The following is a 15,000-nucleotide window of genomic DNA, read 5'->3' on the forward strand; positions in this document are numbered from 1 at the left end:
TGCGGCGCGGTCAGTCCGTGCCGGTGACCGGCGGGTGGTCGCCGGTCGCGCCGTCGATCAGCTCCCGCAGGATGTCCATGTGCCCGGCGTGCCGCGCGGTCTCCTCGACCATGTGCACCAGGACCCAGCGCAGCGAGACCGTCTCCTCGCGCCAGGCCGGCCGGCCCAGGGTGTCCAGCGGCAGCTCGGCGATCATCCGGTCGGCGGCGGCGCGGGCCCGGCCGTAGAAGGCCACGATCCGCTCCGTCGGCTCCTGCGGGTCGACGCGCATGTCGTCGTACGGGTCGAACCAGAGCGGCTCCGGCTCGCCCCCGAACGTCTGCACGAACCAGCCGTACTCGACCGCGGCCAGATGCTTCACCAGGCCCAGCAGACTGGTCCCGGTCGGAGTCATCCGCCGGCGCAGCTGCTCGTCGTCGAGACCGTCCAGCTTCCACAGCACGGCGTCCCGGTGCCGGTCCAGGCTCGCGCGCAGCGTTTCCTTCTCCCCGGCGGTGTGAGTCGTCATGCGGGCGGAAATTAGCAGGCCGCACCGACAAGGCCCTGCGACCATGGCGTTCATGGCAGTGAACCGTTCGTTCGAAGACCTCGTGGCCGAAGGGGCCGCCGCGCCCACCGAGGGGTGGGACTTCTCCTGGTTCGAGGGGCGGGCCACCGAGGCGCGGCCCTCGTGGGGGTACGCCCGGTCGGCGGGGGAGCGGCTGGCCGGTGCCTGGGCCGTGCTCGACATCCAGACGGGCGGCGGGGAGGTGCTGGACTTCGCCCTCGCCGGGGCGGAGCCCGCCCGGCCGGGACTGGTCGCCGCCACGGAGGGCTGGCCGCCCAACGTCGCCAGGGCCGGCGCCCTGCTGCGGCCCCGCGGTGTGGTGGTCGTCGCCGCCCAGGACGACGCGCCGCTGCCGTTCGCCGACGAGACCTTCGACCTGGTCCTCAGCCGGCACCCGGTGGTCCCCCACTGGCATGAGATCGTCCGGGTGCTGCGGCCCGGCGGTACGTACTTCGCCCAGCACGTCGGGCCCGCCAGCGTCTTCGAGCTGGTCGAGTTCTTCCTCGGGCCGCTGCCGGAGGCCGTGCGCGGCGGCCGCGATCCCGGGCGGGAGCGGGCCGGGGCCGAGGCGGCGGGGCTGGAGATCGTGGACCTGCGGGCGGAGCGGCTGCGGATGGAGTTCCACGACATCGCGGCCGTCGTCCACTTCCTGCGCAAGGTCGTCTGGATGGTCCCCGGCTTCACGGTCGAGGAGTACGAGCCCCGACTCCGGGAGCTGCACGAGCGGATCGAGAAGGAGGGCCCGTTCGTCGCGCACAGCACCCGGCACCTCTTCGACGCGCGCAGACCGGGCCGTTGACGAACCGGGCGGACCGGGCGAACACCCTCCTGGTTCACCTGTCGTTCGCCCGCGGTTCCCACATCGTTATCGAGGACGGTTCACATCCGTCCCACCCGTCACGTAAGTTCAGACCAAGGTAATTCACGCCAGCAAAGCTGCGCGGGCGGCACCGCGCGGTGGAGGGGGCTGCGCGGTGCCGGGAGCCCTGTGGATCGCCCCGCCGCCGGGTGGTGGAACCGTCAAGTCGCCGTTCGCTGACCGGGTCGCCCGTCGGGGGGACCCCGGACAACACGCCGACTCGTCACCAAGATGGCGCAAACCGGCCGGATCTCTTCGTATCCGGCCGGATTCCCCCGAGAATCCGCTGTGAATCGGCCATGAAAGCTCCCCGAATCCGCCATTCCGCCCCCACCGGGGCGTCGCCGGATGATTCCGGAGAGTAGTTGTGGCACGCCGATGCACCCACCATCCCTTACGAAGGGTTATGGTGGAAACCCCCCCTCGGGCCGGTCCGTCTCCCCCCCACGGACCGGCCCGTTTTTTTCTCCCGCGGCGTCGGGAACCCGCCGGACACCGGGCCGGCGCCCCCGTCCGGGTGGCCCGGCGCACCGCGTGACCGGCCCGCGCGGAGCCGTGATCCGCACCCCCGACCCCCCAAACCCCGTGCCACGGCCGGAACCGCGGCGGGGGTAGGCTCAACGCCCGGCACCGTACCCCGCGCCAGACCCCCGGAGGGCCACGTGAACCTGCGCGACAACCTGCGCAGCCTGCTCGTCAGGCTCTACGCACGCCGGGTGGAGGGCCACCTGGACCACGACCAGGTGCCCAAGCACATCGGCGTCATCATGGACGGCAACCGCCGCTGGGCGAAGGCCTCGGGCTCCACCACGGTCCACGGCCACCGCGCGGGCGCCGAGAAGATCGAGGAGTTCCTCGGCTGGTGCACCGAGACCGACGTCGAGGTCGTCACCCTGTGGCTGCTGTCCACGGACAACTTCGACCGTCCGCAGGAGGAACTGGTCCCCCTGCTCGGCATCATCGAGGGCGTCGTACGCGCCCTCGCCGCCGACGGCCGCTGGCGCGTGCACCACGTGGGCACCAGGGACCTGCTCCCGGCGGCCATGCAGGCCACCCTCAAGGAGGCCGAGGAGACCACCGCCCACATCGACGGGATACTGGTCAACGTCGCCATCGGCTACGGCGGGCGCCAGGAGATCGCCGACGCCGTGCGCTCCATGCTCCTCGACGCCCACGACAAGGGCGTGGCGATGGAGGACCTCGCCGAGTCCGTCGACGTCGACATGATCGGCCGTCATCTCTACACCGGGGCCCAGCCCGACCCGGACCTCGTCATCCGCACCAGCGGCGAGCAGCGGTTGTCCGGATTCATGCTCTGGCAGACCGCGCACTCCGAGTACTACTTCTGCGAGGTCTTCTGGCCCGCCTTCCGCAAGGTCGACTTCCTGCGCGCCCTGCGCGACTACGCCGCACGTCACCGCCGTTACGGCGGCTGATACAGGCCGGACGCCCCGCTGACCACCAGGTCGGCGGGGCGTTGCGTTCGTCCCGGTTCCGACGGGTGTAACGAGGAGTTCACCAGCGCGCTGTTGGCCGCTTTTGCATGGCAGTGCATGTTCGAGGGCATAAGCCAGACAGGTCGACACCCGAACCACGGGCGTCGGTTCTCAGCGGGCGGCACGGGGCCGTCCGCCCGGGAGGCCCTTTGCACCAGCCCGACCGTGCGGTTCCTGCACGGAAGCAGCCGCGGAGGGCCGGTTCGCGGCCCGCCACGCGCAGGGGCCGCCGACCGGTCCAGCTCCACTTCGTCGCTCCCCGACCTCATCCGAGGGGGTACGTCCTTCCGTGGTGACCAGCACAAAGCGCCACAAGCCCGACCGGCGCACCTATGTTCTCGACACCAGCGTCCTGCTGGCCGACCCGAACGCCATGACCCGCTTCGACGAGCACGAGGTCGTGCTCCCCATCGTCGTGGTCACGGAACTGGAGGCCAAGCGGCACCATCCGGAACTCGGCTACTTCGCCCGCCAGGCGCTGCGCCTGCTGGACGACTACCGGGTGAAGCACGGTCGCCTCGACGCCCCCATCCCCATCGGGGAGCTGGGCGGGACCGTCCGTGTCGAGCTCAACCACTCGGACCCCAGCGTGCTGCCCACCGGCTACCGCCTGGGGGACAACGACTCCCGCATCCTCGCGGTGGCCCGCAATCTGCAGGCCGAGGGGTTCGACGTCACCGTCGTGTCGAAGGACCTGCCGCTGCGCATCAAGGCCTCCTCCGTCGGCCTGCTCGCCGAGGAGTACCGGGCCGAACTCGCCATCACGGAGAACTCCGGCTGGACCGGGATGGGCGAACTGGCCCTGTCCGCCGAACAGGTGGACATCCTCTTCGAGGAAGGCCACGTGTACGTCCCGGAGGCCTCCGACCTCCCCGTGCACACCGGCCTGACCATCCAGTCCGAGCGGGGCAAGGCCCTCGGCCGCGTCACCGCCGAGGGCAACATCCGCCTGGTGCGAGGTGACCGGGAGGCGTTCGGCATCAAGGGCCGCAGCGCCGAGCAGCGCATCGCCCTCGATCTGCTGCTCGACCCGGACGTCGGCATCGTCTCGATGGGCGGCCGGGCCGGCACCGGCAAGTCGGCGCTGGCGCTGTGCGCGGGCCTGGAGGCGGTCCTGGAGCGCCGCCAGCACCAGAAGGTCATGGTGTTCCGGCCGCTGTACGCGGTCGGCGGGCAGGAGCTGGGCTATCTGCCGGGCTCCGAGGCGGAGAAGATGAGCCCGTGGGCGCAGGCCGTCTTCGACACGCTGTCGGCGGTCACCAGCCGCGAGGTGATCGAGGAGGTCACCTCGCGCGGGATGCTGGAGGTCCTGCCGCTCACCCACATCCGCGGCCGCTCGCTGCACGACGCGTTCGTGATCGTGGACGAGGCGCAGTCCCTCGAACGGAACGTGCTGCTGACCGTCCTGTCCCGGATCGGCGCCAATTCACGGGTCGTTCTGACCCATGACGTGGCGCAGCGGGACAATCTGCGCGTCGGGCGCTACGACGGTGTGGTCGCCGTCGTGGAGAAGCTGAAGGGGCACCCGCTCTTCGCGCATGTCACGCTGACCCGGTCCGAGAGGTCCCAGATCGCCGCGCTTGTGACCGAAATGCTCGAAGACGGCCATATCTGAGGGAGTTTCCGCGTAGGACCCGTTGGCGCCGTCCGGCAAAGGCATCAGAGCCTAGCCGGGCGGCGTCTTGGCGTGTGGGGCTTTCCGGAATTCCCAAGGGCCAAACGAGATGTGAGCTTTCACACTCAACTCAGAATTGCCACCCGGCGTCGGGTTACGGCAGAGTCTCAGTCCTGTCAGGCCCCGCATACGACACACCTGTACCCCCAGCGGTACGGCACCACAGAAACATCACCAACTCCATAGAGTTCGTCGTATGCCGCCCGAGCACCACGCGGCGCTCCCTTGAGGGGAGTTGCCCACCGGGCCCGCGCCTCCCGTGACCCCGCAGTTGGGAGGCCAGTGCCAGGGGCACGATTGCGTCCGCCAGGGTCACCGAAGCGGGCGATGCTGGAAGGAAAACCGTGTGAGCCGGATTTCGGTCCGGGGACTCGCAGTGGCCTCGGCCACCGCGGTCACCGCCGTCGGAAGCGTCGTCGGAGTTGCCTCGGGCAGCGTCGCGCAGAACAACGACGCCGAGCCGACGGCCGCCGACACCACGCTCCTCGCGGACATACCCGCGGGTCAGCAGGCCCAGGTCCAGTCCGCGACGCTGACGCAGCAGGCCGACGCACAGGCCATCGCCGCGGACGCGAGCGCCAAGAAGGACGCCGAGGCGGCGGCCCGCCAGGCGGCGGCCGACACCGCGATCGCCAAGAAGGCCGCGGCCCAGAAGGCGGCCGAGGCAGAGGCCAAGCAGCGCGTCGAGGCCAAGGCCGCGGCCAGCCGCGACAGCGCCCGCGACTCCTCCAGCTTCCCCGTCCAGAGCAGCTACAGCGTCGCACAGATCCAGGCGATGGCGAGCCAGATGGTCGGCGCAGGCCAGTTCCAGTGCTTCAGCAACATCGTGGACCACGAGTCCAGCTGGAACTACCAGGCGACGAACGCCTCCTCCGGTGCCTTCGGTCTCTTCCAGGCGCTGCCCGCCGGCAAGTACGCCTCCGCCGGTGCCGACTGGCGGACGAACCCGGCCACCCAGATCAAGTGGGGCCTCAACTACATGAACAGCCGGTACGGCAGCCCGTGCCAGGCCTGGTCGTTCTGGCAGGCCAACCACTGGTACTAGGCCCGCCCGGCCACTCGACCACGCGCAGCCCCTCCCCGTCCCCTGGGGAGGGGCTTTCGCCATGTACGGTCGTATCCGAACGACGCAGGGGTGAGCGGTGGCGAGCGCCCGGGGACACGGGGGGAAGAGGACGGATCATGTCGCGAGTGCCAGGGTGGCTCGGCAAGCTGGGCGCCGGCCTCACCGAGATGAGCGAGCGCCTCGACGAGCGCCGCGCGGAGGTGGAGCAGGAGCACACCGAAGCCGAACCGGCCGCCCCCGAAAGCGTCGTGGCCGATCCGGTGCCGGCCCCCCGCCGGCCCGCGCCCCCGACGGGCCCCCGCCCGGACCCGGCCCAGGCGGTGCCCTGGGGTGTACGGGTCGCGGCCGAGGCCGGCTGGCGGCTGCTCGTCCTCGCGGGCACCGTCTGGGTGCTGATGCGGGTCATCAGCGCGATCCAGCTGGTGGTCTTCGCCTTCGTCATCGCCCTGCTGGTGACCGCGCTGCTCCAGCCGACGGTCGCCCGGCTCACCCGCCGCGGGGTGCCCCGCGGGCTCGCCACCGCGCTCACCGCCATCAGCGGCTTCGTGGTCATCGGGCTGATGGGCTGGTTCGTGACCTGGCAGGTCATGGAGAACATCGACACGCTCTCCAACCAGATCCAGAGCGGCATCGACGACCTGCGCAACTGGCTGCTGAAGAGCCCCTTCCACGTCACCGACAAGCAGATCAACCAGATCGCCAAGAACCTGCGCGAGGCGATCGGCGCCAACGCCGACCAGATAACGTCCGCCGGTCTGGAGGGCGTGCAGGTCATCGTCGAGGCCCTCACCGGCATCCTGCTGGTGTTCTTCTCGACGCTGTTCCTGCTCTACGACGGCAAGCGGATCTGGCACTGGTTCCTGAAGCTGGTGCCCGCGGCGGCCCGCCCGGGCGTGGCCGGCGCCGGCCCGCGCGCCTGGCGCACGCTGACCGCCTACGTCCGCGGCACGGTCCTGGTCGCCCTGATAGACGCGATCTTCATCGGCATCGGCATCTACTTCCTGAACGTGCCGATGGCCGTCCCGCTGGCCGTCTTCATCTTCCTGTTCTCCTTCATCCCGCTGGTCGGCGCCGTCGCCTCCGGCGCGCTCGCGGTGATCGTGGCCCTGGTGACCCAGGGTGTCTTCACCGCCGTCATGACCCTGGCGGTGGTCCTCGCGGTCCAGCAGATCGAGGGCCACGTCCTGCAGCCGTTCATCCTCGGCCGCGCGGTCCGGGTGCACCCGCTGGCCGTCGTGCTGACCGTGGCGGCCGGCGGCATGGTGGCCGGCATCGGCGGCGCGGTGGTGGCCGTACCGCTGGTCGCGGTGACGAACACCGTGGTGGGCTATCTGCGGCAGTACGCGCACGAGGCGGGGGCGAACCAGGCCGCGTCCCCGGACGAGTCCGGGACCACGGCCACGACCACGGAGGGACCGGCGGTCGGCGTGGGGCCGGAGGCCTAGGAGTATCGATCGCGAGCGCCTCGGCCGGTCACAGGACGACCTGCCCGCCGAATCCGGCGGCGCAGAAGGCCAGCGCCGCGGCACCCGCGGCGGCCTGGGCCGCCACGCTCACCCGGTACCCACCCCGGTACAGGCCGGCCGCCGACAGCAGGACCGGTCCCGCGAAGCCCGCCGCCCAGGCGAACACCGACGAGACGTCCGCGTGGGGGTCCGGCTCGAACATGTCGAAGTCGGTGTTCGCCAGGGCGGTCAGCAGGACGACCACGCCGGCGAACGCGTCCAGGACCAGCAACGCCAAGGCGAGGAAGACGTCCTGGCCGGTGCCCGGGCGGGGAGTCGGAGGGCCACTCATGGCGGCAAGTGTCTCCGCTGTGAGCCGGTGGAGCCTGAGTACGCGTACTCACGTACGGACGACGGCCCCCGTCCACCGGGTGGACGGGGGCCGTGATGCCGGGGCGGGTTACTCGGCCGAGTCGGCCAGCACCGCCTCCGCGTCCAGCGTGACGCCGACGGCCTGGATCACCGAGGCGATCTTGAAGGCCTCCTGGACCACGTCGCGCTCGACGCCGGCCTTGCGCAGCACCTGCTCGTGCGAGTCGAGGCACAGGCCGCAGCCGTTGATCGCGGAGACCGCGAAGGACCAGAGCTCGAAGTCGACCTTCTCCACACCGGGGTTGCCGATGACGTTCATCCGCAGACCCGCGCGCAGCGTGCCGTACTCGTGGTCGGACAGCAGGTGCCGGGTGCGGTAGAAGACGTTGTTCATCGCCATGATCGCGGCGGCCGACTTGGCGGCCGTGTACGCCTCCGGCGACAGGTTCGCCTTCGCCTCCGGCTCCAGCTCACGCAGCACGATCGGGGAGCGGGAGGCGATGGCGGTCGCCAGCACCGTGCCCCACAGCTGCTGGGCGGGCAGGTCGGAGTTGCCGATGACCGAACCCAGGTTGAGCTTCAGGTCCTTGGCGTAGTCCGGGACCCGGGACTTCAGCGAGTCGAGGGACACGGGTCACTCACCAGCCAGCAGCGCGACCGGGTCGAGGGTCTGCTCGCCCTTGCTCCAGTTGCAGGGGCACAGCTCGTCGGTCTGCAGGGCGTCCAGGACCCGCAGGACCTCCTTGGGGTTGCGGCCCACGGAACCGGCGGTGACCATCGTGAACTGGATCTCGCGGTTCGGGTCGACGATGAAGACGGCGCGCTGCGCGAAGCCGTCCTCGCCCTCGATGCCGAGGTCGCGCATCAGCTCGTGCTTGGAGTCCGCCATCATCGGGAACGGCAGGTCGGTCAGGTCCGGGTGGTCCTTGCGCCAGGCGTGGTGGACGAACTCGGAGTCACCGGAGAAGCCGAGGATCTGGGCGTCACGGTCGGCGAACTCGTCGTTCAGCTTCCCGAACGCGGCGATCTCGGTCGGGCAGACGAAGGTGAAGTCCTTCGGCCATGCGAACACGACCAGCCACTTGCCCTCGTAGGACTTGTGGTGGATCTGCTCGAACTCCTGGCCCTTCTCCAGCGAGACGCAGGCGGTCAGTTCGAACTCGGGGAACTTGTCACCGACAGTGAGCACACGCTCTCCTTGCAGCGAGGAAGCACCCCTTTTGAGGGTGTTTCCCTTGGGTTGGACTTTGTCGATGTTGGCACAGGGTGCATTGATTAGTGAAATAGCTACACTCGGTCATGTTGATCGGAGGTAGTTATCAGTGACCATGAGTAACGGCAAACGGAGGCAGCCCAGCCTCGCGCAGCTGCGCGCCTTCGCCGCCGTGGCCGAACACCTGCACTTCAGGGACGCGGCGGCCGCCATCGGGATGAGCCAGCCCGCCCTGTCCGGCGCGGTCTCGGCGCTGGAGGAGACGCTCGGAGTGACCCTCCTCGAGCGTACGACGCGCAAGGTGCTGCTCTCGCCTGCCGGTGAACGGCTCGCGATCCGGGCGAAGGCGGTGCTGGACGAGGTCGGCGCGCTGATGGAGGAGGCCGAGGCGGTGCGGGCTCCCTTCACCGGGGTGCTGCGCCTCGGGGTGATCCCCACCGTCGCGCCGTACCTGCTGCCGAACGTGCTGCGGCTCGTCCACGAGCGCTACCCGCAGCTGGACCTCCAGGTGCACGAGGAACAGACCGCCAGCCTGATCGACGGCCTGCACTCCGGCCGCCTCGACCTGCTGCTGCTGGCCGTTCCGCTCGGCGTCCCCGGCATCGTCGAACTCCCGCTCTTCGACGAGGACTTCGTGCTCGTCACCCCGCTCGACCACTGGCTCGGCGGCCGCGAGGGCATCCCCCGCGAGGCGCTGCGGGAACTGAACCTGCTGCTGCTGGACGAGGGGCACTGCCTGCGCGACCAGGCCCTCGACATCTGCCGCGAGGCGGGCCGCGAGGACGCCCCGGTCACCACCACGGCCGCCGGCCTGTCCACGCTGGTCCAGCTGGTGGCGGGCGGCCTCGGCTGCACCCTGCTGCCCCGCACCGCCCTGAAGCTGGAGACCACCCGCAGCAGCCAGTTGCTCACCGGCTACTTCGCCGAACCGGCCCCGAGCCGCCGCGTCGCCTTCGCCATGCGGGCGGGCGCGGCGCGCTCCGGGGAGTACGAGGAGCTCGCCGCGGCCCTGCGGGGTGTGCTGGGAACGCTGCCGGTACGGGTGCTGGACCAGTGAGTCCCCGGGGTGCGCGCGGCCGCGCCGCCTACTCCGTGCGCAGGCCCTCCGGGCGCATCAGCCGGGCCAGCGGCGGCAGGCTCAGCAGGGTGACCGCGAGGACCACCGCCGCGCCGGCTCCGGTCATGGACAGCACGCCCGGCCAGTCCACGCGTATCGTCGCGCCCACCATCTTCAGCAGCACCGCGCCCAGGGTGAGTCCCACCGCGGAGGCGAGCAGCAGGCCCAGGGCGATCGGGATCGCCGTCTGCCACAGCACCGACAGGCTCAGGGTGCGCCGCCGAGTGCCGAAGGCGACCAGCGAGGAGAGCAGCTTGCGCCGCTCGCGCAGCTGCTCCAGCTGCGTGACCAGGAGGCTCGCGCCGATCAGCGCCAGGACGGCGACGGCCCCGACGAAGAGCCCGGTGCGGATGGAGGTGAACTGCTTCGACTTCTCGGTCGAGGCCCACGGCATCGCGTCGGCCAGCGGGTCGATCCGGGCGGCCGTGTTGCGCACGATGTCCTGCTCGTCCGGCGCCGACTCGTCCAGCGACAGGTAGACCGCTCCGCTGAGCGCGCGGCTCACCGGGCCGGGCGCGGCGCCCGGGGTCATCAGCACCCCGCTCAGCTTGCCCATGATCGGCCCCCCGGTCGCGGGGACCTGCCTGATCCCGCTCGGGACGGTCCAGAGGACGTCCTTTCCGTGGGTCAGCCGGCTGTTCCCGTCGACGTACAGGACGCGGCCCGGCCGGATCAGCTTGTGCGCGTCGGAGTCCCCGTCGCCGCCCGTGGCGAGGAACACGTCCCCGTCGTGGCAGGACGTCAGCCGGGCCACCGTGCGCAGGGAGTCACAGGTGCCGACGGTCAGGCCCGTCGTGGTGTGCGGACCGTCGCCGCCCCAGCTGCGGTCGCCGAGGTCGCTGCTGCCCAGCGCGCTGACCTTCCGTACCCCCTGGGTCGCGGCGAACTTCGCGGCGGCCGGGACGAACGGGATGCCCCGCGACAGGTTGACCTGCATCTGCACCTGGCTGGGGTCCTGCCTGGTGACCTTGGTGTAGTCGCTCTGCACGCCCGCGAACAGCATCTGCATCGCGATCGCCCCGGCCACCGCGACCGCGATGCCGTTCACCATCCGGGCCGCCGAGCCGCTGCTCAACTGCAGTCGTCGTACGGCCAGTTGCCAGGCCACGCCGCCGTGGCCGAGCCGGGCCACGACCGCCTCGACGACCCACGGCAGCAGTGTGGTCACGCCGACGAGCAGCAGCAGCACGCCGCCGGTCACCAGGTACTCGTTGAAGTCGCCGTTGTCGCGGCCCTGTCCGACCATCGGCGCGAGGCAGGCCAGTCCGCCGAGCGGCAGCAGCAGCCGCCACCACAGCCGGCGGCGCCTGGGCCTGGCCGTACGGACCACGCCCAGCGGCTCGATGACCACCCCGCGCAGGGCGAACAGCGTCACCAGCACGGCCGCCGCCGGGACGGCGACCGCGACCAGGGCGGCCAGCGCGGGCGAGGGGTTGAGGTAGCTGGGGAACACGCTCACGTCCAGGACCTCGACCGAGCCGCCGAGCTGACGGCCCAGCAGGAAGAACACCGTGCCGAAGGCCAGACCGACCAGGGAGCCGGCCAGGGCCTCGCCCGCCGCGATCCGCCGGGTCATCCGGCTGTCCGAGCCCACCAGCCGCAGCGCGGCCAGCCTGCGGTCGCGGCGTTCGCCGCCGAACCGCACGGCCGTGGCGATGAACACCGCGACCGGCATCAGCAGCACGGCGAAGATGACCACCACCAGCAGCAGCAGGACCGGGTCGAGGCCGCTGGACGAGGTCGAGGTCTCAGGCCGCCCGAACCGGGAGATGCGGGCCGTGCGGGACCCGTCGATCCTCCGGGCCAGGTCCTTCGCGCCGGCGTAGTAGGCGAGTTCCTGCGAGCCGATCAGCCCGGGCTCGCCGATCGTGCCGGCGATCCGGTACGGCAGTCTCTCGCGCAGCAGCTTGCCCGAGCCGGAGTCGAGCAGTTCCTTCAGCGCGGGGGAGACCACCATGTCGCCCGGCGCCGGGTACGCGGACAGGCCCGGGGCGATCGGGGCGCGCGGCCCCTCGGGCTCCACCAGCCGGCCGCGGACGTCGGTGCCGCGGAACGTGGTGTCGGAGTCCGAGATCACCAGGGTGTCCGCGGCCTTCGGCCGCATCGGGCCGTAGGTGTAGTCGAGACGGGCGTCGTCGCGCTGGTGACGTACGTCCAGTGCGTTGGGGATGGCGGTCGTCAGCAGCAGCAGCGCCACGCCGAGTCCGACGCCGACCGCCGTCAGGAGCACCCGGATCCAGCCCTCGCGCCCGCCGGTGAAGGCGAACCGCACCCCCATGCCGAGGTCCCTGCTCCACTGGCGCGCACTCATACGACGCGCTCCATGTCACGGGACTTGCCGTCGCGTACGACGATCTCGCGGTCGGAGTAGGCGGCCACCCGCGCCTCGTGGGTGACCAGCACGACGGCCGCGTTGGTGGAGCGGGCCGCGTCGGTCAGCAACTCCATCACGCGCTCGCCGTTGAGCGAGTCGAGCGCGCCGGTGGGCTCGTCGGCGAAGAGCACCCGGGGCGCGGTGACCAGGGCCCGCGCCACCGCGACGCGCTGCCCCTGGCCGCCGGAGACCTCGCCGGGCCGCTTGCCCCTGAGGTCGTCCACCTCCAGGCGTTCCATCCAGGTGAGCGCGGCCCGTTCCGCCTCCCTGCGGGAGGTGCCGTTCAGCCGCAGCGGCAGGGCCACGTTCTCCACGCAGGTCAGCTCGGGGACGAGCTGGCCGAACTGGAAGACGAACCCGAACTCGCTGCGGCGAAGCGCGCTGCGCGCGGCGTCGGTCATGCCGGCCAGTTCCCGGCCGTCGTAGGTGATGGAGCCCGAGTCGGGCGGCACGATGCCCGCGAGGCAGTGCAGGAGCGTCGACTTGCCCGAGCCCGAGGGGCCCATGACGGCGACGACCTCGCCGGGGTGGATGGAGAACTCGGCGCCGTCGAGCGCGACCGTGGGGCCGTACGCCTTGTGCAGGTTCTCGGCGGCGAGCAGGGAGCCGGCGGGAGCGGTCACTTGGCCACCTCCGCGCGCAGCCGGTCCAGGCGGGCCGCGGTCAGCTCGAGCCAGCGCAGGTCGGCCTCCAGGTGGAACAGGGCGTGGTCGCAGATCAGCTGGTCCGCGAGGTCGCCCCGGCGCTTGCGGTCGGTCAGGATGCGCATGCTCCGCAGGTGCTCGGTGCGCTGGGTGTCGAGGACGACGGACGCGTCGCGGTGGGTGAGGAGGGCGAGGACGACCTTGGTGTAGAGGGTCGACTGGAGGTACTCCTCCGGCTTCTCCGGGGTGCCGAGCCAGTGCTCGACGTCGGTGATGCCGGCGTCGGTGATGGCGTACCGCTTGCGCTCGGGGCCGCCGCCGGCCTCGATCCCGTCGACCTCCACGAGACCGTGCTTCAGCAGCCGGGACATCGTGGAGTAGACCTGGCCGTAGTGCAGTGGCCGGTCGTGACCGAACTTCTCGTCGAAGGCCCGCTTCAGGTCGTAGCCGTGGCGCGGGCCGGACTCCAGGAGCCCTAGGAGGGTGTGACCGATGGACATGCTCCGCACTCTACACACGGTGTATACGCGGCATGTATACGCGGAGTGCGGGGATCATGGCAGGCGGTACGGGGGCCCAGGTGGGGGCCGATTGTCACGGTTCAGAAACAGGCGGCCGGCCCCTGCGGGGCAGCGGGCCGGTGTCCTTCGGCAGCCGGCCCGCCTCGGCCAGCGCCCTGCGCAGGAGGAACTCGATCTGCGCGTTGGCCGACCGCAGTTCGTCCCCGGCCCAGCGGGCCAGCGCCTCGTACACCGACGGGTCGAGCCGCAGCAGCACCTGCTTGCGCTGCTGCGGCTGTCGCCGCTTCGGGGTCTCCGAGGGTTCCGTCACTGGTAGAGGGTCCCGGTGTTGAGCACCGGCTGCGGGGCCCGGTCGCCGCACAGCACCACCATCAGGTTCGACACCATCGCCGCCTTGCGCTCCTCGTCCAGTTCCACGATGTCCCGCTCCGCGATCCGGGCGAGCGCGGCCTCCACCATGCCCACGGCGCCGTCGACGATCTGGCGCCGGGCGGCGACGACCGCGCCGGCCTGCTGCCGCTGGAGCATCGCCGAGGCGATCTCGGGAGCGTACGCGAGATGCGTGAAGCGCGACTCGACGACCCGCACGCCGGCCGCCTCCACCCGCGCCTGCAACTCGACGGCCAGCTTCTCGGTGATCTCCTCGGCGTTGCCGCGCAGCGAGAGGCCGTCCTCCTCGTGGGCGTCGTACGGGTACTCGATCGCGATGTGCCGTACGGCGGTCTCGGTCTGCGTGGCGACGAACTCCGCGAAGTCGTCCACCTCGAACGTGGCCTGCGCGGTGTCCTGGACCTTCCACACCACGACCGCGGCCAGTTCTATCGGGTTGCCGTAGGCGTCGTTGACCTTCAGGACGGCGGTCTCGTGGTTGCGCACCCGGGTGGAGATCCGGGTCCGCGAGGTGAAGGGGTTCACCCAGCGCAGGCCGTCCTGCCGGATCGTGCCCCGGTAGCGCCCGAAGAGCTGGACGACCCGCGCCTCACCGGGCGCGACCGTGTTCAGGCCGCGCATCGCGATGACGGCGGCGAGGAACACCAGGACACCGGCGGCGGCGAGGCCGCCCCTGGCGGGGCCGGAGACCGCTCCGGAGGTCACGAACAGTGCGACGGCGACGGCGAGTCCGAGCAGGCCGAGCAGCAGGGCGAGCCCGCCGCCGATGCTGTGCGCGGTGAACTCCCGCACCCGCGGGGCGGGCATCTCGGGCACGTCGGCGACGGTCGCGCGGTCATGGGCCGGGTCGTGAGCGGACATGGGTGCTCCCCGTTCTCGTGGCGCCGGAGCGCCTTTCATGCTTCTAGCTAAGTGATATCACTTTTATCGGTCAAGCAACCTGACGGTGGTCAGATTCGTCGGTTCCCTGTGGGGCGGGTGCTGATTCTCACGTCCGCAAAAGAGCGGATCGGACGCCCTTTGTCATATAGGCGGGTGTTAGCTTTCGGAGCTGACCACTGAGACGGAAGCGGAGCGAAGGACCCATGGGACGAGCGGAAGAGAGACGAGCGCGACAGCGCGGCGGCCACCGCGCAGCGCCGCCCCAGCGTCGCCGCTCCACGCCCGAAGCCGGCGCCGGGCCCGACGGGGGACCCCGCAAGAGCTTCATACGCAGGCTGTTCACCTGGAAGAAGATCGTCGGTACGTTCTTCGGGGTCTGCCTGCTGGTGATCGCGGCCT

16 protein-coding genes are annotated in these 15,000 nt (G+C 71.0%); 7 read left to right on the forward strand and 9 right to left on the reverse strand.

The features are described from left to right. Positions 1-10: 10 nt before the first annotated feature. Positions 11-508 carry a DinB family protein gene (locus tag ACZ7FF_RS15790; protein ID WP_470812740.1) on the reverse strand — a complete coding sequence of 166 codons (498 nt, stop codon included), beginning with the start codon at positions 506-508 and terminating at the stop codon, positions 11-13. A gap of 52 nt (positions 509-560) precedes the next feature. Here ACZ7FF_RS15790 and ACZ7FF_RS15795 point away from each other — a divergent pair, with 52 nt between their 5' ends. From ACZ7FF_RS15795 to ACZ7FF_RS15815, 5 genes are all read left to right on the forward strand, one after another. Beyond that, positions 561-1,346 carry a class I SAM-dependent methyltransferase gene (locus ACZ7FF_RS15795; protein ID WP_470812741.1) on the forward strand — a complete coding sequence of 262 codons (786 nt, stop codon included), beginning with the start codon at positions 561-563 and terminating at the stop codon, positions 1,344-1,346. Between the two features lie 722 nt (positions 1,347-2,068). Further along, positions 2,069-2,842, forward strand: coding sequence for an isoprenyl transferase (locus tag ACZ7FF_RS15800; RefSeq protein WP_470812742.1), 774 nt, complete (start codon positions 2,069-2,071; stop codon positions 2,840-2,842). 349 nt (positions 2,843-3,191) lie between these two features. Next, positions 3,192-4,517, forward strand: a complete 1,326-nt coding sequence (locus tag ACZ7FF_RS15805) for a PhoH family protein (protein ID WP_470812743.1) — start codon at positions 3,192-3,194, stop codon at positions 4,515-4,517. 406 nt (positions 4,518-4,923) lie between these two features. After that, positions 4,924-5,622 (forward strand): aggregation-promoting factor C-terminal-like domain-containing protein, encoded by a 699-nt coding sequence (locus ACZ7FF_RS15810; RefSeq protein ID WP_470812744.1) that lies wholly within the window; start codon positions 4,924-4,926, stop codon positions 5,620-5,622. A gap of 137 nt (positions 5,623-5,759) precedes the next feature. Then, positions 5,760-7,088: an AI-2E family transporter gene (locus ACZ7FF_RS15815; protein WP_470812745.1), complete on the forward strand. Its 1,329-nt coding sequence runs from the start codon at positions 5,760-5,762 to the stop codon at positions 7,086-7,088. Positions 7,089-7,116: 28 nt separating this feature from the next. Here the strand turns inward: ACZ7FF_RS15815 and ACZ7FF_RS15820 are convergent, their stop codons facing one another. From ACZ7FF_RS15820 to ACZ7FF_RS15830, 3 genes are all read right to left on the reverse strand, one after another. Continuing rightward, on the reverse strand, positions 7,117-7,440 hold the full coding sequence (locus ACZ7FF_RS15820) for a hypothetical protein (protein ID WP_470812746.1): 324 nt from the start codon (positions 7,438-7,440) through the stop codon (positions 7,117-7,119). Positions 7,441-7,548: 108 nt separating this feature from the next. Further along, positions 7,549-8,091 (reverse strand): alkyl hydroperoxide reductase, encoded by a 543-nt coding sequence (locus tag ACZ7FF_RS15825; RefSeq protein WP_470812747.1) that lies wholly within the window; start codon positions 8,089-8,091, stop codon positions 7,549-7,551. A 3-nt stretch (positions 8,092-8,094) separates the two neighbouring features. Beyond that, entirely contained in the window at positions 8,095-8,649 is a 555-nt protein-coding gene (locus tag ACZ7FF_RS15830) for a peroxiredoxin (RefSeq protein WP_470812748.1), read from the reverse strand. A gap of 139 nt (positions 8,650-8,788) precedes the next feature. On the opposite strand from ACZ7FF_RS15830, the gene ACZ7FF_RS15835 reads away from it, so the two are divergent. After that, entirely contained in the window at positions 8,789-9,730 is a 942-nt protein-coding gene (locus ACZ7FF_RS15835) for a LysR substrate-binding domain-containing protein (RefSeq protein WP_470812749.1), read from the forward strand. A gap of 28 nt (positions 9,731-9,758) precedes the next feature. Here the strand turns inward: ACZ7FF_RS15835 and ACZ7FF_RS15840 are convergent, their stop codons facing one another. From ACZ7FF_RS15840 to ACZ7FF_RS15860, 5 genes are all read right to left on the reverse strand, one after another. After that, entirely contained in the window at positions 9,759-12,101 is a 2,343-nt protein-coding gene (locus ACZ7FF_RS15840; protein ID WP_470812750.1) for an ABC transporter permease, read from the reverse strand. Next, positions 12,098-12,787 carry an ABC transporter ATP-binding protein gene (locus ACZ7FF_RS15845; RefSeq protein WP_470812751.1) on the reverse strand — a complete coding sequence of 230 codons (690 nt, stop codon included), beginning with the start codon at positions 12,785-12,787 and terminating at the stop codon, positions 12,098-12,100. The genes ACZ7FF_RS15840 and ACZ7FF_RS15845 overlap by 4 nt, the downstream gene beginning before the upstream one ends. After that, positions 12,784-13,308 (reverse strand): PadR family transcriptional regulator, encoded by a 525-nt coding sequence (locus ACZ7FF_RS15850; RefSeq protein ID WP_470812752.1) that lies wholly within the window; start codon positions 13,306-13,308, stop codon positions 12,784-12,786. Before ACZ7FF_RS15850 ends, ACZ7FF_RS15845 begins: the two co-directional genes overlap by 4 nt. A gap of 94 nt (positions 13,309-13,402) precedes the next feature. Next, entirely contained in the window at positions 13,403-13,639 is a 237-nt protein-coding gene (locus ACZ7FF_RS15855) for a type II toxin-antitoxin system antitoxin (RefSeq protein ID WP_470812753.1), read from the reverse strand. Then, on the reverse strand, positions 13,636-14,580 hold the full coding sequence (locus ACZ7FF_RS15860) for an SPFH domain-containing protein (protein WP_470812754.1): 945 nt from the start codon (positions 14,578-14,580) through the stop codon (positions 13,636-13,638). Before ACZ7FF_RS15860 ends, ACZ7FF_RS15855 begins: the two co-directional genes overlap by 4 nt. Before the next feature lie 224 nt (positions 14,581-14,804). On the opposite strand from ACZ7FF_RS15860, the gene ACZ7FF_RS15865 reads away from it, so the two are divergent. After that, positions 14,805-15,000, forward strand: a 196-nt coding sequence (locus ACZ7FF_RS15865) for a hypothetical protein (protein ID WP_470812755.1), incomplete at its 3' end; no start/stop codon positions are given.

The sequence above is a fragment of the Streptomyces sp. NPDC037126 genome, from assembly GCF_055605965.1.